20 protein-coding genes are annotated in these 19,789 nt (G+C 63.4%); 7 read left to right on the forward strand and 13 right to left on the reverse strand.

What is annotated here, in order from left to right; all coding sequences use genetic code 11:
* Window positions 1-16: 16 nt before the first annotated feature.
* From ccmE to NKI99_RS04060, 7 genes are all read right to left on the reverse strand, one after another.
* Window positions 17-460, reverse strand: coding sequence for a cytochrome c maturation protein CcmE (gene ccmE, locus NKI99_RS04030; protein WP_352609850.1), 444 nt, complete (start codon window positions 458-460; stop codon window positions 17-19).
* An 8-nt stretch (window positions 461-468) separates the two neighbouring features.
* Window positions 469-1,608: a c-type cytochrome biogenesis protein CcmI gene (gene ccmI, locus NKI99_RS04035; RefSeq protein WP_023812811.1), complete on the reverse strand. Its 1,140-nt coding sequence runs from the start codon at window positions 1,606-1,608 to the stop codon at window positions 469-471.
* Window positions 1,609-1,701: 93 nt separating this feature from the next.
* Window positions 1,702-2,139, reverse strand: a complete 438-nt coding sequence (locus tag NKI99_RS04040; RefSeq protein WP_352609852.1) for an RT0821/Lpp0805 family surface protein — start codon at window positions 2,137-2,139, stop codon at window positions 1,702-1,704.
* A gap of 184 nt (window positions 2,140-2,323) precedes the next feature.
* Entirely contained in the window at window positions 2,324-3,757 is a 1,434-nt protein-coding gene (locus NKI99_RS04045; RefSeq protein WP_352609853.1) for an ATP-binding protein, read from the reverse strand.
* Window positions 3,741-4,406: a response regulator transcription factor gene (locus NKI99_RS04050; protein WP_023812809.1), complete on the reverse strand. Its 666-nt coding sequence runs from the start codon at window positions 4,404-4,406 to the stop codon at window positions 3,741-3,743. The genes NKI99_RS04045 and NKI99_RS04050 overlap by 17 nt, the downstream gene beginning before the upstream one ends.
* Window positions 4,407-4,532: 126 nt before the next feature.
* On the reverse strand, window positions 4,533-4,835 hold the full coding sequence (locus tag NKI99_RS04055; protein WP_352609854.1) for a hypothetical protein: 303 nt from the start codon (window positions 4,833-4,835) through the stop codon (window positions 4,533-4,535).
* A 175-nt stretch (window positions 4,836-5,010) separates the two neighbouring features.
* The gene (locus NKI99_RS04060) at window positions 5,011-5,418 is read right to left on the reverse strand and encodes a DUF3168 domain-containing protein (protein ID WP_352609856.1); all 408 of its coding nucleotides are present in this window, start codon (window positions 5,416-5,418) and stop codon (window positions 5,011-5,013) included.
* Between the two features lie 295 nt (window positions 5,419-5,713).
* On the opposite strand from NKI99_RS04060, the gene NKI99_RS04065 reads away from it, so the two are divergent.
* Window positions 5,714-6,502, forward strand: coding sequence for a 2-keto-4-pentenoate hydratase (locus NKI99_RS04065; RefSeq protein WP_352609930.1), 789 nt, complete (start codon window positions 5,714-5,716; stop codon window positions 6,500-6,502).
* Here NKI99_RS04065 and NKI99_RS04070 read toward each other — a convergent pair.
* The 5 genes from NKI99_RS04070 to NKI99_RS04090 all read right to left on the reverse strand — a co-directional run bounded on the left by NKI99_RS04070 (window position 6,499) and on the right by NKI99_RS04090 (window position 11,453).
* Window positions 6,499-7,302, reverse strand: a complete 804-nt coding sequence (locus tag NKI99_RS04070) for an ABC transporter permease (protein WP_352609857.1) — start codon at window positions 7,300-7,302, stop codon at window positions 6,499-6,501. The two genes, NKI99_RS04065 and NKI99_RS04070, sit on opposite strands and share 4 nt — an antisense overlap.
* Window positions 7,302-8,135, reverse strand: a complete 834-nt coding sequence (locus tag NKI99_RS04075) for an ABC transporter permease (RefSeq protein WP_352609858.1) — start codon at window positions 8,133-8,135, stop codon at window positions 7,302-7,304. Before NKI99_RS04075 ends, NKI99_RS04070 begins: the two co-directional genes overlap by 1 nt.
* 25 nt (window positions 8,136-8,160) lie before the next feature.
* Window positions 8,161-9,276 (reverse strand): ABC transporter substrate-binding protein, encoded by a 1,116-nt coding sequence (locus tag NKI99_RS04080; RefSeq protein ID WP_023812803.1) that lies wholly within the window; start codon window positions 9,274-9,276, stop codon window positions 8,161-8,163.
* 66 nt (window positions 9,277-9,342) lie between these two features.
* Window positions 9,343-10,437, reverse strand: coding sequence for an ABC transporter ATP-binding protein (locus NKI99_RS04085; protein ID WP_352609859.1), 1,095 nt, complete (start codon window positions 10,435-10,437; stop codon window positions 9,343-9,345).
* 119 nt (window positions 10,438-10,556) lie between these two features.
* A complete protein-coding gene (locus NKI99_RS04090) occupies window positions 10,557-11,453 on the reverse strand; it encodes a LysR substrate-binding domain-containing protein (RefSeq protein ID WP_352609861.1) in 897 nt (298 codons plus the stop codon).
* An 84-nt stretch (window positions 11,454-11,537) separates the two neighbouring features.
* Between NKI99_RS04090 and NKI99_RS04095 the strand changes: the two genes are divergently transcribed.
* From NKI99_RS04095 to NKI99_RS04120, 6 genes are all read left to right on the forward strand, one after another.
* Window positions 11,538-13,133, forward strand: coding sequence for a zinc-binding metallopeptidase family protein (locus NKI99_RS04095; RefSeq protein WP_352609862.1), 1,596 nt, complete (start codon window positions 11,538-11,540; stop codon window positions 13,131-13,133).
* 28 nt (window positions 13,134-13,161) lie between these two features.
* Entirely contained in the window at window positions 13,162-14,094 is a 933-nt protein-coding gene (locus tag NKI99_RS04100; protein ID WP_352609863.1) for a dimethylarginine dimethylaminohydrolase family protein, read from the forward strand.
* A 239-nt stretch (window positions 14,095-14,333) separates the two neighbouring features.
* Window positions 14,334-15,773: an FAD-binding oxidoreductase gene (locus NKI99_RS04105; protein WP_352609865.1), complete on the forward strand. Its 1,440-nt coding sequence runs from the start codon at window positions 14,334-14,336 to the stop codon at window positions 15,771-15,773.
* Window positions 15,774-16,015: 242 nt separating this feature from the next.
* Complete coding sequence (locus tag NKI99_RS04110; protein ID WP_023812797.1) at window positions 16,016-18,169, forward strand: transglycosylase domain-containing protein; 2,154 nt, start codon at window positions 16,016-16,018, stop codon at window positions 18,167-18,169.
* A gap of 119 nt (window positions 18,170-18,288) precedes the next feature.
* Window positions 18,289-18,873, forward strand: coding sequence for a DUF1214 domain-containing protein (locus NKI99_RS04115; protein WP_352550675.1), 585 nt, complete (start codon window positions 18,289-18,291; stop codon window positions 18,871-18,873).
* Complete coding sequence (locus NKI99_RS04120; RefSeq protein ID WP_128302988.1) at window positions 18,866-19,435, forward strand: DUF1254 domain-containing protein; 570 nt, start codon at window positions 18,866-18,868, stop codon at window positions 19,433-19,435. The genes NKI99_RS04115 and NKI99_RS04120 overlap by 8 nt, the downstream gene beginning before the upstream one ends.
* Here NKI99_RS04120 and NKI99_RS04125 read toward each other — a convergent pair.
* Complete coding sequence (locus NKI99_RS04125; protein ID WP_128302987.1) at window positions 19,432-19,620, reverse strand: hypothetical protein; 189 nt, start codon at window positions 19,618-19,620, stop codon at window positions 19,432-19,434. The two genes, NKI99_RS04120 and NKI99_RS04125, sit on opposite strands and share 4 nt — an antisense overlap.
* Between the last annotated feature and the right edge of the window lie 169 nt (window positions 19,621-19,789).

Consider the following 19,789-nt stretch of genomic DNA (forward strand, 5'->3'; position numbering starts at 1 on the left):
CGCTCTCCTGCCGGAGCTATTCACTCTTGTTCTCCTGCCAGACGCCCTTGGCCTTGAGGCCGTCCGCAACCTCCTTGGGCATGTAGCGCTCATCATGCTTGGCCAGCACGCTATCGGCAACAAAAACCCCGTCCGGGCCGAAAGTACCCTCGGTGATGACGCCCTGCTCTTCGCGGAAAAGGTCGGGCAGGATGCCGGTGTAGGTGACCTTGACCGATTTGTGCGTGTCGGTCACCGAAAAGCCGACCGTGGCCCCCTGTCCGCGGTGGATCGTGCCTTTTTCGACCAATCCACCCAACCGGATGCGCTGGCCAGGCTGGACGCTGGCGGTGGTGAGATCGGCCGGCATGTAGAAATAGGAGGCCTTCTGGCCAAGCGCGTAAAAAGTCAGCCCGGTCGCGGCACCCAGGAAGACCAGCCCGCCCGCGATCACCGACAATCGTTTCTGCTTGCGCGTCATGTCTTGTTCTACTCCGTCGCCGCAAGCCCAAGCGAAGCGGCAAAGGCAGTGAATTTCTTCGCCTGGTCGCTGTCGGCTCCAAAGACGGCAATGGCGCGACCGAGCGCCTCACGCGCCTGATCGGCCTTGCCGAGCACGACATAGGAACGAACGAGCCGCATCCATCCTTCCGGATCGCGCGGATTTTGCCGCAGTTTGTCGTCGAGGCCGGCAACCATCGTATTGATCATGGTCTCCCGGTCCTGCGGCGACATCGAGGATGCGGCGTCGACATCGCCGGCATCGGGACCGTTGGTGGCGCCGCCGGAAGCGACGTCGGAGCTTCCGGATTTGGCGAGCGCCTGCTCGACGGCACCGCGCCATGGCGAATCCGGCGGCAATCTGTCCAGCATCGCCTGCCATGCCGTGGTCGCTTCCTTGGCGCGACCCTCCTGCGCCAATGCCATGGCCAGGTAGAAGCTGGCCTTCGCATTGGCCGGATCGAGCTTCAGGGCTGCTTCGAAAGCATCCTGGGCATCGGCCGAGACAATGCCGCCTGCCGCGCTGGCGATCGCCTCGCCGAGACCGGCCTGGCGAACGGCGCTGTCGCCATCGAGCCGAATGGCGTTGCGATAGGCTCCTGCCGCGTCGGAAAAGCGCTGCATGCGCAGATAGACCGGTGCCAGCACGTCCCAGCCCCTGCCGTCAGTGGGATTGGCGGCCAGATGGGCTTCGGCCCGCGCCACCAGCTCGTCGACCGAACTGTCGGCAGGATTCTTGGCCAACCGCTCGCTGAGCGGTTGCGACGGCAGGTCAGGAGAGCCAAGCTTGACATAGAGCCCCCAACTGACCAGCGGCACCGCCAGCACGGCTACGGTTGCCACCAGCCTTGCCGTGACCGGCGCTCGGCCAGGGTTTGCGCCGCCGACGGCACCCGCATTGTCAAGGCGAAGGATGCGGCGAGCGATCTCGGCGCGGGCCTCGGCGGCTTCGGCCGGCTGGATCAAGCCACGCGCGGCGTCGCGGTCAAGCTCGGACAATTGGTCCCGATAGACTTCGAGATCATGTTCGCCGCTCGACGACGCGCCCTTGGCGCTGGCGGCCAGCGGCAGCAGCACCGCCAGGCTTGCACCCAGCGTGAGAATGGCGGCTATGACCCAGAACAGCATGGTTCTTCCAATACCGGCAGAGCTCTGCCGTGCCAACAGATGCATGCTGCGACGCTTTGACGACGCCAGCCGCCAATCGTCGGCAGACGGTCGTCAGGTCAGCGGCGTCCAGCTGCCATCGGCGTTGCGGCAAGCGGTTCCACGCGCCGTGACCCCGGCGCCGCCGGAAAATACCGTCTGCGTGTACTGGCGGCAGTCCTGCGAACCGACGCGGTAGGGCTGGGCCGGAACCACCTCGCCGTAGCGCGAAGCCTGGGCGCCCTTCCACGTCACCTTCTGGCCGCTGGTCGTGTATTCTAGCGCCTTGTACTCAGCCTCAAGCGCGCTGCGCTTCTCGGTCTCGCTGAGACCGTTGCCGATCGCCCCACTGATGAGGCCGCCGCCCATCGCCGAAATGATCGTCGTGGTCACCTTGCCGCTGGAAGGAGGTGTCGAGGCCGGTGTCGCGGACACGGTTGGACCCTTGCCGCTCAAGGTGGTGCAGCCGGAAACAGCCAGCAATGCGGAAACAAGAGCGACGCGAATCTTCATGCCAACAACCGGTTTTCTTGAGTTGGAGCCTGCCATGGATGCGCCGGGGGCCGCGTCATCGGAGAAGTTGGCGTGGCCATAGTATTGATATTTGTCGGAAATTTGGCGCTGGCCGCTGCGGGACCAATGGACATGCCGCCAATAACATCTTCCGTCCCTCTATGTCGATTGGCCCGGGTGAACATCACTGAAGGCTCCGCAATCGCACCACCGCCTTCAATCCGCCCATACCGGATCGTTCGAGCGCCAGAACGCCTCCATACTCGTTGACGAGGTCTGCGACAATGGCTAGGCCCAGCCCCGTTCCGGGCTTTGTCTCGTCCAGACGCCGTCCGCGCTTCAGCGCCTCGCGCGCCTTATCCTCGGGAATGCCCGGACCGTCATCCTCTATGCCGATCTCGAAAAGGCCGGCCGGGTCGTCCTTGCCGGTCAAGGGCACGACCGAGACCTGCACCGCGCTCTTTGCCCATTTCATCGCGTTTTCAAGGAGATTGCCCAGCAATTCCTCAAGGTCCTCGCGCTCGCCGGCGAAGACGATCTCGGTTGCCGGCAGTGACAGCGACAGATTTGTCTGCGGATTGAGCTTCTGCATAACCCGCACCATGCGCTGCACCAGCGGCGTCACCGGCGTGCGGTAGACGACGCTGTCGCGTTGTGCCGCGACGCGGGCGCGCTGGAGATAGTGTTCGACCTGCTTCTGCATGGAAGCGGCCTGTTCGGCGATCAGCTGCCCCTTGGCGCCGCCGAGCGCGCGGCCCTCGTTGAGCAGCACCGCCAGCGGCGTCTTCAGCGAATGGGCGAGATTGCCGACCTGTGTTCGCGACCGCTCGACGATGCGCCTGTTGTTTTCGATCAACGCATTGGTTTCGTTGGCAAGCGGTTCGATCTCGGCCGGGAAGCGGCCGTCGAGCCTCTGGGCGGTGCCTTCGCGCACCATGGCGAGCGCGTTCCTGACCCGGCGCAGCGGCTGCAGGCCGAGCAGAATGGCGATCGCGTTGATGGCGATCATGCCGACGCCGAACAGGCTGAGATAGGTCAGCAGGCGGCGCTGAAAGGTAGCGATTTCCTGTTCGAGTTCGCTCTGGTTGCCCATGACGCGGAAACGCGCGGCCCGGTTCTTGGCGTCGAGAACGAATTCGCTCTCGAAAACTTCGAGTTGCTCGCCGTCGATGCCTTCGGCTGCGTAGCTGCGCTGAAAGCTGGCATTGAACGGCACCTCGGCAACGCTCGGTGACGGGATCGTCGTGGTCATCGACGACGAGTGAAGATCGCCATGCACGCCTTCCGAAGCGGGCTCCACCGACCAGTACCAGCCCGAATTCGGCTCCGAGAACCGAAGGTCGCCGAGGTCTGGCGCGCCAGTCAGCGCCCCGCTGTCGGAGATGCCTATCGAACCGATCAGGTTGAACAGATGCGCCGAAAGCAGGCTGTCGAAGCCGCGTTCGCTGGCCTGGCGGTAGAGCGTGGTTATCAACGTGAAGATGACAACGAGCGTCACGATCGCCCAGACCGTGGAAAAGGCGATGACGCGGAACGTCAGCGAACGCGGCCACAAACGCAGCGAAAGCGGCGCCCTTGCGGTTGGTTTGAGCGGTTCCGAGTTACGCCTCCGGCTCACGCATGCGGTAGCCCATGCCGCGCACGGTTTCGATCATGTCGATGCCCATCTTCTTGCGCAGCCGCCCGACAAACACCTCGATAGTGTTGGAATCGCGGTCGAAATCCTGATCGTAGAGATGCTCGACCAGTTCGGTCCGCGAGACGACCTCGCCCATATGGTGCATCAGATAGGCAAGCAGGCGGAATTCGTGCGAGGTCAGCTTCAGCGGCACGCCGTCGACATCGGCCTTGGAGGCCTTGGTGTCGAGGCGCAGCGGCCCGCAGGTAAGTTCGGACGAGGCATGGCCGGCAGCGCGCCGGATCAGGGCCCGCAGCCTGGCCAGCACCTCCTCGATGTGGAACGGCTTGGTGACGTAGTCATCGGCGCCGGCATCGATGCCGGAGACCTTGTCGCTCCAGCGGTCGCGCGCCGTCAGGATCAGCACCGGCATCTTGCGGCCGCCGCGCCGCCAGCGCTCGACCACGCTGATGCCGTCCATCTGCGGCAGGCCGATATCGAGCACGACGGCGTCGTAGGGCTCGGTGTCGCCAAGGAAATGGCCTTCCTCGCCGTCGAAGGCGCGGTCGACGACATAGCCGGCATCGACCAGCGCATCCGATATCTGCCGATTGAGATCCTTGTCATCTTCGACGACGAGTACGCGCATGCGGAGTTCGATACCTGTTGATGAGCTTTGTCAGATTGAAGAGCTTTGTCAGATTGAAGACTGGGGCAGATATAGGCCGATTCCGGCGGTCTGGGAAACTGAGGGTCTATAAGTTGGAAAAATGGGTCAGTTCAGCGGAACGACGATCTCGGAACGGCGCGGACGTTGTCCGTCCTTGCCTGGAACGAGCACGACGATGACACAGACAGGCTGACCGCCGCGCGTCGATTGCGAGGCCTTGGCCAGCGTTCCGCCATTCTGCTCGGCCACCTGCTGGCCGATGGCGTAGCAATCGGACGCCGCCAGTACGATCGGGCTGGCCAGGTCGGGCGGCGCGACGACCGGTATCGCTATCGCCTGCGACGCGAACAGTCCGGCAGCACAAAGCGCCAGTGTCGCGGTTCGGAAGTGGGAGCGAAGCGTTTTCATGACCGGCGTTGTAACGCATCGGTGCTGAACGTGAAATGAACGGTGAACGCCGCTGAAAACATGCTCGCCACACCCCTGCAACGCGAGACAATCAACCTGGAATTTCACCGCCTCGAACAGGTGAAATCCCGCGAAAGTCCAGTCTAGACTCGGTTTTGACCATATTGAAAGCGCATCAGGCATTTTCCTGCGTTATCGCGCGAAAACGCAGCAGCCCGTGATGCACGAGCAGATCCTCGTCATGGCGGGCTTCGGCAAATTCCAGCGACAGTCGTGTCTGGCCGCGAGGGCCAATCACCAATGCTGCGTCGGCAAGGCGCGCCTGGATGGCGGCCATGATGGCTAGCGTTTCGGCGTCGCCATGGGCTTTCGACCAGACATGCAGCGTAATCAACTGGTCGTCGGTGTTCTCGGTGCTCGTATCCCAGTCGAAAGCGGAGGTATGGCCCCAGGTCACGTACGGAAAAGCGGCATTGTCGGCTGGCCGTTCGAGCAGTCCGGCGCCGCCCAGCAAGGCCGACAGCGATGCATCGCTTTTCAGCCTGAGAAACAGTGCCTGCTGTAAATCGCCTGGCGCGGTCATCGTCTTTTCCTCCGGTTCCTGCGCTGCCGACTATTGCTTTTCGGAAGCCTGTCCGCGTTCTGCGTGTTCTGACAGATATAGCCATTCGACGCGCGGAGGCGATGGCGATTCGTCATCGCAATGATGGATGCCGATGATCTCGAAAGGGCGACTTTGCCAACACCATCGTCCGCGGGGACCGAGCTGTGAACATGGACTCTCGATTCCTGGTCACATATTCTCGCTCCATACAGCGTCGCATGACGCAATGTTTCCTTGCCGTTTTTGATCCACGAAGCCATTTCGAAAGCTGATGATGCTCGATGCAGAAAAGACCAGGGCTGCGTCGCGGTTGTTGGTAGGCCACCGGGACAAGGGCACCCGTCTCGACGCCATACCTGAGGCGTTGCGCCCACAAACACGGCTCGAAGGTTACGCCATCCAGTCGCATGTCATGGATCGCTCGGTGGCCCCACTTTTCGGCTGGAAGATTGCCGCGACCAGTCTGGCCGGACAAAGGCACATCAACGTCGACGGCCCGATGGCCGGACGTCTCCTGGCCGAGAAAGCGGTGGAGGTCGGCGGGACCGTTTCCCTGGCGACGAGCAAGATGCGCGTGGCCGAGATCGAATTCGCTTTCCGCTTCGGCCGCGAGCTGCCGCCTCGTCCGGCACCCTATGAAATCGCCGAGGTGATGGAAGCCGTGGCGACCTTGCATCCGGCGATCGAAATCCCGGACTCACGGTATGACGATTTCTGCGCCGCCGGGGCGCCGCAGCTCATTGCGGACAATGCCTGCACCAATCTGTTTGTCATCGGCGAGGCGGCGGAAGACGACTGGCGGGACGCGGACCTTGCAAAGCACCCCGTGGTCGCCTCCGTTTCCGGAAGGTCGCAACATAGCGGATCGGGAGCAGCCGTGTTGGGCGATCCTCGCATCGCGCTCCCCTGGCTCGTCAACGAGCTGTCGGGCCTGGGCATAGCGCTCCAACCGGGACAGGTGGTGATTACAGGTACCTGCGTGACGCCGATTGGCGTCGAGGCAGGTGACGAAGTCACTGGCGATCTAGGCAGGTTTGGCCGTGTCTCTGTGCGATTTGTTTAGGCTCCGCGCTGCCTGGCCACGAAACTGCGCACCGCCAGCACCAGCACTGTGATGATGATCAGGATCACCGAGAGCGCGGCGATCGCCGGGTCGATGTTGTCGCGCAGGCCCATCCACATCAGCCTCGGCAGCGTGATGGCGTTGACCGAGGTGATGAACAGGGTGACGCCGATTTCTTCCCAGGACAGCACGAAGGAGAGCAGTGCCGCGGTAATGATGCCGAACTTGATGTTGGGCATGATGATGCGGGTGGCGCGCTCCCACAAAGTGGCGCCTAAGCCCCGGGCGGCAAGGTCGATGCGGCGGTCGAGCTGGCTGAGCGAGACCAGCATCAGCACGGTGGCGAAGGGCACGGTCATCACCGAATGGGCCATGGCGACGCCCAGCCAGGTGTCATAGCCGAAGAAAGAGCTGAAACCCGAGATCGAGGTCAGCAGGAAGTAGAGCGTGATCGCCGAGACCACCGGCGGCACCACCATCGGCAGCAGCACGAAGCCGACCAGGGCCGCGGTGAAGCGCGGCTGGAACATCCAGACGCCAAGGCTGAAGCACAGCGCGAGCACGGTGGAAAAGGCGCTGCTGACGACGCCGATGCGGATCGAGAGCAGGATCGATTGGAGCCAGCGCGGGTCCTCGACCAGCGCCCGGTAGTGGCGCAGCGATAGTTCGCCCGACGGCATAGCCAGCATGCGGCTCGGCGTCAGCGATACCGGGATGACCGCAAGCAGCGGCATCAGCAGGAACAGCGCCACGAAGGCGGCGATGATCAGCGAGACGGGACCGGGGCGGTAGGTCGGCATCAGATCAACTGCTTCGGTCTGACATAGCGGAACAAAAGCGCCATCAGCGCGCCGACGAACAGCACCAGCACGACGCTGATCGCTGCACCCAGCCCCCAGTCCGGGCTCTGGAAGATCCTGAGATAGATCAGCTCGGCGATCATGACGCTGCGGCCGCCACCGAGGATCGCCGGCGTGACGAAGAAGCCGAGCGAGAAGACGAACACGATCATCGCCGCGCCGATGATGCCGGAGCGCGTCATCGGCACGAACACCGTCCAGAAGGTGCGCATGCGGCTGGAACCGAGGCCACGCGCAGCTAAAAGCACGCGGTCGTCGAGGCTGCGCATGGAAGATGCCAGCGGGAAAACGGCGAAAGGAATGAGGAAGTGCGTCATGCCGACGATGACGCCGAATTCGTTGCGCACCAACGCCAACGGTTCGGAAATGAAGCCGATCGCCTGCAACCAGGTGTTGATCAGGCCGCGATTGGAGAGCAGCGCCACCCAGCCGAAGGCACGGGTCAGCACGGAAATCCAGAAGGGAACGAGAATGCAGAACTCGGCGACCAGGCGCTGTGCCGGGGTTCCACGCACCCAGACGACGGTGATGGCGTAGGCAGCGGCAACCGAGACGATGGTAACGATTGCCGCGATGCGCAGCGTGCGGATGAACACCGACTGCACCAGATCGTCGGTGAGCAGCGCCTCATACTGGCCGAGGCCGGGCGTCGGCAGTGTAAAGCTCCATTTGACGACGCCGAGGAATGGCCAGGCATAGGCCAGGACAAGAAACAGGAGCAGCGGCGCCATCAACAGCGCCGCGCCCATCCTGTCGGAGAGATAGGATCTCATTTCGACCCGATTACCCCGGCCCTGATCAGGCCGAGATGATCTTGGTGTATTCGTCGAGCGCCGGCCCGTAGTTCTTGGCGTACCAGTCCATGTCGAGCGCGATCTGCTTCTTCATGTTCTCGGGATCGACCGGATTGATGCGCTTCTTGTCGGCGGGGATCAGCGCGTCGGCAGCCGGATTGGCCGGGCCCTGGCCGAGCTTGTCGAACATGACCAACTGCTTTTCAGGGTCCTGAGCACTGGCGATGAACTTCATCGCAGCGTCCTTGCCGCCGGGATTGCCCTTGAGCACGGCCAGCGCGCCGGGCGAGATCAGGCCCTGGTCCCAGATGAACTTGATCTTGCCGCCGCTATCCTGCTCGATCAGTGATGCACGGGTCGACCAGACGATCGCCATCGAGGCCTCGCCATTGAGCAGCACGCTCTGGCTTTCGGCGCCGCCACCCCAATAGGCAACGACATTTTCCTTGAAGGCGGCGATCTTGTCATGGGCGCGCTTGAGATCGAGCGGGTAGAGTGACGCCGGCGCGATGCCGTCGGCGAGCAGCGCCGCTTCCCAGCTCGATACGCCCCATTTGTAGAGCGAGCGCTTGCCGGGGAATTTCTTCACATCAAAGAAATCGGCCATGCCGGTCGGCGCGTCCTTGCCGTACTTCTCGGAATCATAGGCGATGACATAGGAGAAGAAATAGGTCGAGGCGGCGTATTCCCAACCAAAGCCGGGCCGCATCTTCTTCTTGTCGACGATGTTGTAATCGATCGGCTCGAGAGCCCCTTGGGCGCCGAGCGTGATGGCCGAGAACGGGTCTACGTCGACGAGATCCCAGGTCGGCGCGCCGCTCTTGAACTGCGCGGCGATGGCGCCTTCGGTCGGACCCGAACCGTCCATCTTGACGGTGATGCCGGTGTCCTTGGTGAAGGCCTGGCCATAGGCGGCATCATAGGCGGTGATGGCATCGCCACCCCAGTTGACCAGCACCAGTTCCTTGGCCTGCGCAAAGGCACCTGTCGAGCGCAGCAGCATCGGCGTGCCGGCCAGCACGAGTGCCGCCAACTGTGTGAACTGCCGGCGCGAGATCTCGCCGCGACCTGCCCTGGCGGACAGGCTCTCGATGGCTTGTTTCTTAGTATCATGTGTCATGTCAGTTCCCCTTTTTGTTGTTGATAGTGCCGGAATCGGTGCTGCGATATCTCGCCACACCGTTCGTCATTGCCCTCCATGCGGAAGGAGGAAACCCTTTTCCGCCGGCCAGGTGAGCCAGACGGAGTTGCCCTTGCTCAAGGCCGCGGCAGCAACCTCGTTCGGCACCGAGACCGTGACCTTGGCGCCTTGCCGCGTTGTCAGGTCAAGTCGCGTTGCCGCGCCGAGATAGGTGGAGTTGGTGGCGGTAGCGGCGATCCCATTCTCACCATCTGCCGCCTCGCCCGATATCGACATGTATTCAGGCCGGATCGCCAGGATGGCATCGCCGCGCACGAGTTCGGCCTTGCAGCCCATGCTGACCGCGCGGTCCTCGCACAGGCCGGTCGAGCCATTGCCGGCAGGCCTGACCCCCTTCAGAGGCAGCATGTTGATCTCGCCGAGGAACTCGGCGACGAAGCGATTGTCCGGCCGGTCGTAGACCTCGTCGGGCGGTCCAACCTGCAGCAATTTGCCGTGATTGAAGATGGCGACGCGCGACGACAGCGCCAGTGCCTCGCTCTGGTCGTGGGTGACGAAGACGAAGGTGGTTCCGGTCTCCTGATGCAGGCGCTTCATCTCGGCCTGCATCTGGCCGCGCAGACCCTTGTCGAGCGCGGAAAACGGCTCATCGAGCAACAGCACGCCCGGTTCGAACACCAGCGCACGGGCCAGCGCCACGCGCTGCTGCTGGCCGCCCGACAGTTGCGCCGGCAGTTTTTTCTCGTGGCCCTTGAGGCCGACGCGCTCGATCATCTCGCCGACGCGGCGCTTGATGTCGGCGGCCGATTTCTTGCGCACCTTGAGTGGGAAGGCGATGTTGGCTTCGACGCTCATATGCGGGAACAGCGCGTAGCCCTGGAACACCATGCCGGCGGCACGTTGCTCGGCCGGCCGGTCGGTGATGTCGACGCCGTCGCTGAACAGCTTGCCTTCGGTCGGCTGCACGAAGCCGGCAAGGATCATCAGGAAGGTGGTCTTGCCCGAACCGGACGGCCCGAGCAGGGTCAGGAACTCGCCACGCCCGATATCGAGCGACAGATTGTCCAGCGCACGGAACGAGCCGAAGCTCTTGCCGATCCCGATTGCCTTGATCTCTGCGGCACGGCCGGGTTGCTGCATACTGCCCTTTCCCTAACGCTTGTCGAAATCGTAGGCAGGGTGCCGGCTCACCGCAACCGAATAGTTTTCGCGTGATCGGCAAATTCCATTCATCTATGGCGAGATGTCGCCAACTGCCCTCAATACGGCAGAATGCGGTTCTCCTGGAGTTTCGACCGCAGCCATCCCGTGAACGCTTCCAGAACCGGATGCGAAGCCTTGGCATGTTCGGAGACCAGGAAATAGGAGCGCGGCGACTTGATCGCGATGTCGAACGGCCTGACCAGCCGGCCCTCGCTCAGCGCCCGCCGGCTGGTCAGTTCGTCGCCCATGGCGATGCCCTGGCCGGCAATCGCCGCCGAAAAGACGAGGTTCATGTCCGAAAAGAAGATGCCGCCCTCAATGTCGGGGTTTTCCACCTTGGAGAGCGCCAGCCAGCGCGCCCAATCCTCGGTGTCATCGAGATGCAGCAGGTTGGCCCGCAGCACGTCCGACGGCCGGGAAAAACCGCCGATCTTGTTGAGCAGCGTCGGGCTGCAGAGCGGCGTGAACGAGATTTCGCAGAGCGGTTCGACCGCCCGGTTCGGCCAATTGCCGACACCAAACGCAATGAAGGCATCGGCATCGGCGTTGCTAACATCGTCGAGCCGCCGCGGCGTCAGAATGCGCAGCGCCACGTCAGGATACATCTGCCGGAACTCGCCGATATGGGTGCACAAGAACAGCGAGGCGAAGCCGGGCGTGCAACTGACGGCGAACGAGCCGCCGACGCCGGTGCCGGCATCACGCGTCACCGCGTCGCCCAGCACGGTCAACGCCTTGCGCACGTCGCTGGCGTAGCGCTGGCCGCGCGGCGTCAGCGCCACGCCCTTGCCGATGCGTTCGAGCAGGTCGAAGCCGAGGTCGCGCTCCAGCAGGCGAAGCTGATGGCTGACAGCGCTGCGGGTCAGGTGCAACTCGTCGGCGGCGCGCCAGACGCTGCCGTGGCGGGCGAAGCTGTCGAGCGCACGCAGCGCTTGTGTCGATGGTATACGCAAGGAGCCTCAGGTGAACCGAATTTGCACGAACCGGGAAAACATATCACTTTTTAGCGACCCGCTTCACTGCTTTCTTCTCATGCCATGGAGAAACCGGTGGCCACCTCGGCGCAAGCAACCGCCCTTGCCTGTCTCGACGGCATCCAGCCGTTGTTGTCCGCGTGGACACGCACCATCTTCGATTACGGCGAGACCGCGTGGCGGGAGTATCAATCAGCCGCCTGGTATGTCGAGCGGCTGAAACTCGAAGGCTTTTCCGTCGAAGAAGGTTCCGGCGGCATGCCGACCGCCTTCTGCGCGCATTGGACCAATGGCCCCGGCCCGACCATCGGCATGTACGCCGAATACGACGCGGTGCCGGGCAATTGCCAGGATGCCGCTACGGTCGAGCGTCCGCGCCGGGGACTTGGCAACCAGGCCGGCGGCCACACCGACCCGCATTCCGGACTGGGTATTTCGAGCCTCGGCGGGCTGCTGGCGACCAAGGCCGCGATGCAGCGCCACGGCATATCAGGCACGCTGCGCTTCACCGGCGAGCCGGCGGAAAAGGTGCGCGGGTCAAAGCCGATCCATGCCGCCAAGGGCTATTATGACGGCGTTGCCGGCATGATCTCCTTTCATCCGTTCTACATGCTGCCGCTCTGCAACACGGCGCGCTGGGACACGCATTGCGGCGCGGCCTACGCGATGATCTATCGCTTCATCTGCGACCAACCGGAGCGCTGGGCGCTGGCTGCGGGTGCTGCACCCATTCCGCAAGCACATTCGGCGGCGCGCGCCCCCGGCGCCAACGACGCATTGATGATGATGTACATGGCCTCCAAGGCTCTGCGCGATTCCATGCTGCCTCACCAGGGCGGCTGGTCGATCAGCGAGGCGATCCTGACGGCGGGGCAAGCGACCGCCGACAATTTGCCGGCGGGGCTGGCCGAGATCCAGTACATGATCCGCGTGCCGACGCTTGCCATGGCCGAGCAGGTCACCGCGGTGCTCGACCGCAATGCCGAGGCGGCGGCAGCGATGAGTGGTTGCCGCACCGAGCGGCATTGGGTGTCGAAGTCACGGCCGGGACTTGCCAATCATGTAATGGCCGAAATCGCCTATGAAGCACTGTCGACGGTCGGGCCGCCGCGCTGGGACGAGGACGCCAAGGCAGTCGCGCGCGAAATACAGGTCAATGCCGGGCGCATGGCGAGCGACGAGCCGTTCATAGAAGAACTGGAGCGCCTGATCGAGCCGCAGGCGGCGGAAGCGATCCTGCGCCGCGATCTGCCGCCCTCGCAGGTCAATTCGACCTCCGACGATTACACCGACATGTCGTGGCATGCGCCGACGGCGCGCTTCTATGTCGCCCGCCCGGCGCTGCGTTCGGAGACCGGCTATCCCTATCCGTCATGGGTGATGAATGCGTTGGGCGGTATTCCCGCCACCATCGACCCGATGGTGGCCTGCGCCTGCCGCACGATCGCGCTCGCCGCCCTTCGCCTGCTCGAGGACAAAACCGCCCGCGATGCGGCGATGAATGAATTCGTCGCTCGCACCGGTGGCGGAATCGGCGGCTCGAACTGGATCGCGCCGCTCTGCGATTACGAACCGCCGATCCATTTCCGTTGGCCGGAATATGTCACCACCCCGCGCGGACGGGACTGGTGGATACCGAGCATTCCCCAAGCCAAATGACCGCTGATCTGATCACAAGGAGCACCCCATGACCGTTCATGACCGCATTGTCGCCGAGCCGTTTTCGCTGCAGCGCCGCAACCCCGCCGGCGGCACCAAGCCGCTGACCGCCTGGGGCTTCGCCAACGAGACCGACGTGCTGACCGACGTGCTGCTCGGCTCACCCAATTTCCTGCGTCATCTCTCGACTAGCTCGCTGTCGCGAAAGCATCTGCGCGAGGCACCCTGCAACGTGCAGATTGCCCAGGCGCAGCACAAGGACCTTGTCGCCGCCTACGAGCATTTTGGCGTCAACATCCACTGGCACGAGCCGACGCCGGAACTGCCGATGCAGGTCTATTCCCGCGATTCCAGCGTCATGACGCCCTACGGCGCCTTCATCACCGCCATGGCCAACTGGTGGCGGCGCGGCGAGAATTATGCCGCGATCCGCACCTACGAAAAGCTCGGCATCCCGATCTACGACATGGTCACGGCTGGTACGTTCGAGGGCGGCGACTTCAACGTCATCGAGGACGGCGTCGTGCTGATCGGCTGCGGCGGCGCCCGCACGCAGGAGGAAGGCGCGCGCCAAGTACAAGCCTGGTTCGACAAGGAGGGCTGGGAAACCCGCATCGCCTTCATCGACGAATACTACGTCCATATCGACCTGATGGTGGTGCCGATCGCCGAAAAGCTGACCGCCGTCTGCCTCGCCTGCACCGAACCCGGCATCGTCGACTGGCTGAAGGGCAAGGGCCACGAGATCATCGACGTGCCGTTCCGGGACACGATGGCCCTCGGCTGCAACTTCATGTCGCTCGGCAAGGACCGGGTGATCGCGCCGACCTCCAGCCAGACGCTGATCGGCCAGCTCAAGGCGCGCGGCTTCGAGGTCGCGGCCGTCGACATGAACGAGATTTCCAAGACCGGCGGCGGCATCCACTGCATGGCGCAGGCGCTGAAGCGCGAACCGGCCTGAGGAGTGGGATAGCGCTACGCTGCTTCGCTCACATTCGCATCAGCATGATCGGCATCCTGGCGGCCGAGGGTGCAAGGTCGCGCGGGCAAAACGGCTGAGATCGCCGGCTGGCGGCACCGTGTGCCCCGCTTGCGAGTCGGAACGCTGCCCGATGCGAAACTTGCGCGATAGCTAATATAAGCGCACAGTAAAACCGTCTTTTGGGATAGGACAGCTCATCTGCAAATCGGGAGGAAACCATGAACACCATGAGCCTCACCACGCTTGAACGCGGCAAAACGACAGTCGACGCCGCAGCCCTGGAAGCGTTTTCGGCACAATTGCGCGGCAAAATGCTGAGCGAAGGCGATGCCGCCTACGACGAAGCACGAACCGTCTGGAATGCCACGGTCGACCGACGGCCCGGGCTGATCGTGTGCTGCGTCGGCGCTTCCGATGTCGTCAGTGCCGTGAATTTCGCCAGGGAGAACAGGCTTCTCGTCTCGGTGCGCGGCGGCGGCCACAACATTGCCGGAAGTGCGGTCTGCGACGGTGGCCTGATGATCGATCTGTCATTGATGAGATCGGTGCGGGTCGATGTCGCCGCGCGGCGGGCATGGGTCGGGCCTGGCGCGACGCTTGCCGATGTCGACAAGGAAACGCAGGCCTTCGGGCTGGTGGTACCGACCGGCATCAACTCGACCACCGGCATATCCGGCCTGACGCTGGGTGGCGGCTTCGGCTGGATCACCCGCAAATTCGGCCTGACCATCGACAATCTTGCCTCCGTCGATGTGGTCACCGCCGATGGCAAACTGCTCCGGGCCAGCCAGACTGAAAATCTGGATTTGTTCTGGGCGCTGCGCGGCGGCGGCGGCAATTTCGGCGTCGTCACGGCATTCGAGTTCGAACTCCATGAGTTTGGACCGCAAGTGCTGGCGGGGCTTGTCGTCCATCCCTTCGCCGATGCCGAAAAGGTGCTGCGGGAGTATCGCAAGGCGCTCGAGACCGCACCTGACGAGTTGACCTGCTGGGTGGTCATGCGGCAGGCGCCGCCGCTGCCCTTCCTGCCCGCGGAGTGGCATGGCAAGGAGGTTCTGGTGCTGGCCATGTGCTATTGCGGCGACATCGAGGCAGGCGAAAAGGCGACGCAAAAACTTCGAGCCATCGGCACGCCGATTGCCGATGTCGTGGGCCCCAGCCCGTTCACCGGCTGGCAGCAGGCATTCGACCCACTGCTCACGCCCGGCGCCCGCAACTACTGGAAGAGCCATGACTTCACCGAGTTTTCCGAGGAGGCGGCTGCGGTCGTCAGGGGGGCAATAGCCAAGCTGCCGGGACCCGAATGCGAGATATTTATCGGCCATGTCGGCGGCGCGGCAGGTCGCGTCAAGGCGGACGCAACGGCGTTCCCACAGCGCAGTTCGCATTTCGTCATGAACGTTCACGCCCGCTGGCGCGAACCGACGATGGACAAGGCTTGCACCGACTGGGCTCGTTCAATCTACGAGGCGGCCAAGCCTTATGCCGCCGGCACCGCCTATGTGAACTTCATGCCGGAGGACGAGGTCGACCGGGTCGAAGCGGCCTATGGTGGCAACCATCGACGGCTTCTGGAAATCAAGCAGCGCTACGACCCATTGAACCTGTTCCGCATGAACCAGAATTTGCGCCCGAAAGAAAGCCTGCGAGCTGCTTGAGGCGCGCCCGTGCTGCAGTGATAAAAAAGCACACGTCGCCGCTGGAGGCGCGGGCTTTTGCTGTCACATGCTGTTGGCGTCGAGTTGTATTCCCGGCCCGCGCCATCAGCAACAAACCCGATACTGTGTCTTCGCCGCCCTTGTGAGTGCTGGAAAAATGGAGGAATAGTCTTGCGGAATGCATCGCCCTGAAATTGCCGGTTTGCGGTTCTCAGGTCGTGCAATTGCTAGCCGGATATCGAATGGCCAGTCCCGAACCGCGCAAGAGAAGAGGTCCGATCGCCGCCCGGCTGCTGGCGCTCGACGCGTGGATCGATTCCTCGCTCTACGAGATCGGCTTCAAGGCGCGCCAGTTCTGGGAATCGGCGACGATCTTCTCGCGGCGCTTCCGCGTCAACGGCTGGCGCCGTGGCATCATCGAACTGCTGAGCGAAGGTTTCACGCTCGGCGCCGTCGGCATCGTGGTGATGCTGGCGCTGGCCATTCCGGCTTTCCAGGACACTGCCGGCGACTGGCGCGCCCAGGGCGACTTCGCCGTCACGTTCCTCGACCGCTATGGCAACGAGATCGGCCAGCGCGGCATCATCCAGCGCGATTCCGTGCCGGTCGATGAGATGCCCGATCACGTCATCAAGGCGGTGCTTGCCACCGAGGACCGTCGCTTCTTCGATCACTACGGCATCGACGTACTGGGCCTTTCACGGGCGATCTTCGAGAATGTGCGGGCGAACTCCGTCGTCCAGGGTGGATCGAGCATCACCCAGCAATTGGCTAAGAACCTGTTCCTCACCAATGAGCGCACGCTGGAGCGCAAGATCAAGGAAGCTTTCCTGTCGCTGTGGCTCGAGGCCAATCTGTCGAAGAAAGAAATCCTGCAGCTCTATCTCGACCGCGCCTATATGGGCGGCGGCACGTTCGGCATCGAGGCTGCCGCCGACTTCTATTTCGGCAAGAGCGTCAAGGACCTGAACCTGGCCGAGGCGGCGATGCTGGCCGGCCTGTTCAAGGCTCCAACCAAATATGCGCCGCACATCAACCTGCCGGCGGCGCGCGCGCGCGCCAATGTGGTGCTGTCCAACCTTGTCGATGCCGGCTTCATGACCGAGGGTCAGGTTCTGCAGGCAAGGCTGCACCCGGCCGATGTCGTCGACCGCGGCGAACAGAAAAGCCCTGACTATTACCTCGACTGGGCATTCGACGAGGTCAAGAAGATCGCCAAGCCGGGCCAGCACTCGCTCGTCGCCCACACGACCTTCGACGCCAACATCCAAAAGGCGGCGGAAGAATCGGTGGAGTTCCATCTGCGCCAGTTCGGCAAGGAGTATAACGTCACCGAGGGCGCGGTCGTGGTCATCGAGACCAACGGCGCCGTGCGCGCCATCGTCGGCGGCCGCGACTACGGCGCCAGCCAGTTCAACCGCGCCACCAAGGCGCTGCGCCAGACCGGCTCGTCATTCAAGCCCTATGTCTACGCAACGGCGATGGAACACGGCTTCACTCCCAACTCCATTATTTCCGGCGGCCCGATCAGTTGGGGCAGCTGGTCACCGCACAATTACAACGGCGGATCGGCGGGCAACGTCACCCTGATCATGGCAATGGCGAAATCGATCAACACCGTGCCGGTTCGGCTGGCCAAGGATCATCTCGGCATTGGCCCGATCAAGGCCATGGCCGAGGCGATGGGTGTGGAATCGCCGATCGAAGCACACAAGACGATGGTTCTCGGCACCTCGGGCATGACCGTGATGGACCAGGCGACGGGCTACAGCGTGTTCGCCGACAATGGCTTCGTCGGCTCCCGGCACGGCGTCAGCCAGCTCGTCACCCGCACCGGCGAGGTGGTCTATGATTTCGCCAAGGATGCGCCGCCGCCGCACCGGGTGCTGTCGGAGCAGGCACTGAAATCGATGAACACCATGCTGGCGGCAGTGCCGGTGATGGGCACCGCGCGGCGGGCTCAACTTCCCAACATCGTCGTCGCCGGCAAGACGGGCACGACGCAATCCTACCGCGACGCCTGGTTTGTCGGCTTCACCGGCAACTACACGGCGGCGGTGTGGATGGGCAATGACGACTTCACGCCGACCAAGAACATGACCGGCGGCTCGCTGCCGGCGATGGTGTGGCAGCGACTGATGGTCTACGCGCACCAGAATATCGACCTCAAGCCGATCCCCGGCATCGACAAACCTTTCGTCGACGAGGAGATCGCGGCCAAGGCCGAGGAAGCGCTGAAGAAGAGCGACGAACAGGCGGCGGCCAATGCGGCGGCCGAGCGGCCGCCGGTGCTGTCCAGCCGCACGACCCAGACGCTGCGAGACATGACCACGCTGTTCCAGTCGGCCCCCGTCCTCAGTACGCCTCAACCGCCGGAGACGCTGTCGGCGCTGTGATCTTTCCGACTGGGCAGGTCTTTCGACTGGTCCGGGGCGGCAAATCCATCGGCCCGCTTGCCACAAGGCCCCGCGCCGCGATATCCCCGAGCGGCAACTCTTCGTGTTCCCGGCCCCTCATGCTCAAAACTGCCTTCCTGACGCTGCTTTCGCTTGCCATAGCCATCGTCGGCGGTGGCAGCAGCGTCTGGTATGCGCTGAAAGTCCAGGATGGTGTCGGCGCCATCCGGATCGGCCAATGGACGGCCTTTCCCGATATCGGCACGCCGGCCGCCGATCCCTATTCCAAGGCCCGTGTGGCGCGCGAGGGCGTACTTGCGCTCGGCCGCGCCGAAGGGCTGTCCTTCGTCGCCGAGCGCGACACGGGCGGCGCCGAGCTCAAGCGCGAATGCACCTACACAATCGAGGGTGGTTTTCCGACGGCACGGTTCTGGACGCTTTATGCCGCCGACCAGTCGCTCGGCGTGGTCGAAACCGGCAAACCCCGGCTGGCGGCGCTGCAATCCTATGGGGTGGTGCGCCAGCCCGACAATTCGGTGATCATTTCCGCCGGCCATCACCCGATGCCGGGCAACTGGCTGCTGACAGACGGCTCCGGCAGGATGTATTTCGTGCTGACCTTCTACGACACGCCGATCGCCAGCAGCACCGGCCTGTCGGACGTCTCGCTGCCGCAAATCGTCAAGGTCGGCTGCAATGCGTAGTTTTTACGCTGCGATGCGCGGACTTCTGCATGCCGTCCTGCTCGGCCTGCTCGGCGCCGGCATCGTGCACATCGCCGTGCTGCTGCTGGTGCCCGAGTTTTCCGAACGCGATGCCTGGTCGCGGCTGTCCATGGCGTCGGACCTATACAAGATGACGCGGCTCGATGCCGAGGCCGGTGGCGCGCCCGTGGTGAAATCCGTCGACCCGCTGTTTTACGCGACGGCCTGCCGGTTCGATCTGGGCGAAGGCATGGTCCGCGTCAAGGCACCTGGACATGTCCCGTTCTGGTCGGTCTCGGTCTATGACCGCAGCGGCCACAACATCTATTCCTTCAACGACCACACAGCGACCGGCGGCGTTCTGGATGCCGTCGTGCTGACGCCGGCGCAAATGATCGACGTGCGCAAGGACCTTCCCGAGGATCTTCAGGGGGCGATCTTCGTCGAAGCGCCGATCGAGGAAGGCATCTTCGTCATCCGCGCCTTCGTGCCCGACAGCAGCTGGAAGCCGATCGTGTCGCACTTCTTCGAACAGAGTTCCTGCGAGTTGCAGGACTTCTAGTGATGCGGGACCGGCTTCGTCCCTGGCGAGCCCGGCTTGTCGGGATCGACCGGCCGCACTTCGCCGGCACACGGCCGCTCGTAGCGGATGCCGGGAAAGATGATCACCGCCGCCGGCATTTCGACGGTTTGCTTTACTCTGGTGTTTGGTGCCGTACGCGGCACGAAAGACAGTACCATGCCCATGGTTCGCGCATTCCTCTCGGTTTCCCCGGAGCACAACGCAACGCCTCCAAATGTCATTAAGGCCGGCAGAGGGTTAACGGAACGCTAACGGATCGCCGCTAACTTGATCTTTGTTCTTGGCGCTCGCGAAACCGGCACAGTCCCGGTCGAGCGCGGCCAAACTTGTGTC

This window comes from Mesorhizobium sp. M0239, assembly GCF_040321815.1.
Lineage (GTDB): Bacteria > Pseudomonadota > Alphaproteobacteria > Rhizobiales > Rhizobiaceae > Mesorhizobium.

Coding starts and splice junctions, on each gene's coding strand:
- ccmE (WP_352609850.1), bottom strand. CDS start 460: ATGACGCGCAAGCAGAAACGATTGTCGGTGATCGCGGGCGGGCTGGTC.
- ccmI (WP_023812811.1), bottom strand. CDS start 1,608: ATGCTGTTCTGGGTCATAGCCGCCATTCTCACGCTGGGTGCAAGCCTG.
- NKI99_RS04040 (WP_352609852.1), bottom strand. CDS start 2,139: ATGAAGATTCGCGTCGCTCTTGTTTCCGCATTGCTGGCTGTTTCCGGC.
- NKI99_RS04050 (WP_023812809.1), bottom strand. CDS start 4,406: ATGCGCGTACTCGTCGTCGAAGATGACAAGGATCTCAATCGGCAGATA.
- NKI99_RS04055 (WP_352609854.1), bottom strand. CDS start 4,835: ATGAAAACGCTTCGCTCCCACTTCCGAACCGCGACACTGGCGCTTTGT.
- NKI99_RS04060 (WP_352609856.1), bottom strand. CDS start 5,418: ATGACCGCGCCAGGCGATTTACAGCAGGCACTGTTTCTCAGGCTGAAA.
- NKI99_RS04065 (WP_352609930.1), top strand. CDS start 5,714: ATGCTCGATGCAGAAAAGACCAGGGCTGCGTCGCGGTTGTTGGTAGGC.
- NKI99_RS04070 (WP_352609857.1), bottom strand. CDS start 7,302: ATGCCGACCTACCGCCCCGGTCCCGTCTCGCTGATCATCGCCGCCTTC.
- NKI99_RS04075 (WP_352609858.1), bottom strand. CDS start 8,135: ATGAGATCCTATCTCTCCGACAGGATGGGCGCGGCGCTGTTGATGGCG.
- NKI99_RS04080 (WP_023812803.1), bottom strand. CDS start 9,276: ATGACACATGATACTAAGAAACAAGCCATCGAGAGCCTGTCCGCCAGG.
- NKI99_RS04085 (WP_352609859.1), bottom strand. CDS start 10,437: ATGCAGCAACCCGGCCGTGCCGCAGAGATCAAGGCAATCGGGATCGGC.
- NKI99_RS04095 (WP_352609862.1), top strand. CDS start 11,538: ATGGAGAAACCGGTGGCCACCTCGGCGCAAGCAACCGCCCTTGCCTGT.
- NKI99_RS04100 (WP_352609863.1), top strand. CDS start 13,162: ATGACCGTTCATGACCGCATTGTCGCCGAGCCGTTTTCGCTGCAGCGC.
- NKI99_RS04105 (WP_352609865.1), top strand. CDS start 14,334: ATGAACACCATGAGCCTCACCACGCTTGAACGCGGCAAAACGACAGTC.
- NKI99_RS04110 (WP_023812797.1), top strand. CDS start 16,016: ATGGCCAGTCCCGAACCGCGCAAGAGAAGAGGTCCGATCGCCGCCCGG.
- NKI99_RS04115 (WP_352550675.1), top strand. CDS start 18,289: ATGCTCAAAACTGCCTTCCTGACGCTGCTTTCGCTTGCCATAGCCATC.
- NKI99_RS04120 (WP_128302988.1), top strand. CDS start 18,866: ATGCGTAGTTTTTACGCTGCGATGCGCGGACTTCTGCATGCCGTCCTG.
- NKI99_RS04125 (WP_128302987.1), bottom strand. CDS start 19,620: ATGGGCATGGTACTGTCTTTCGTGCCGCGTACGGCACCAAACACCAGA.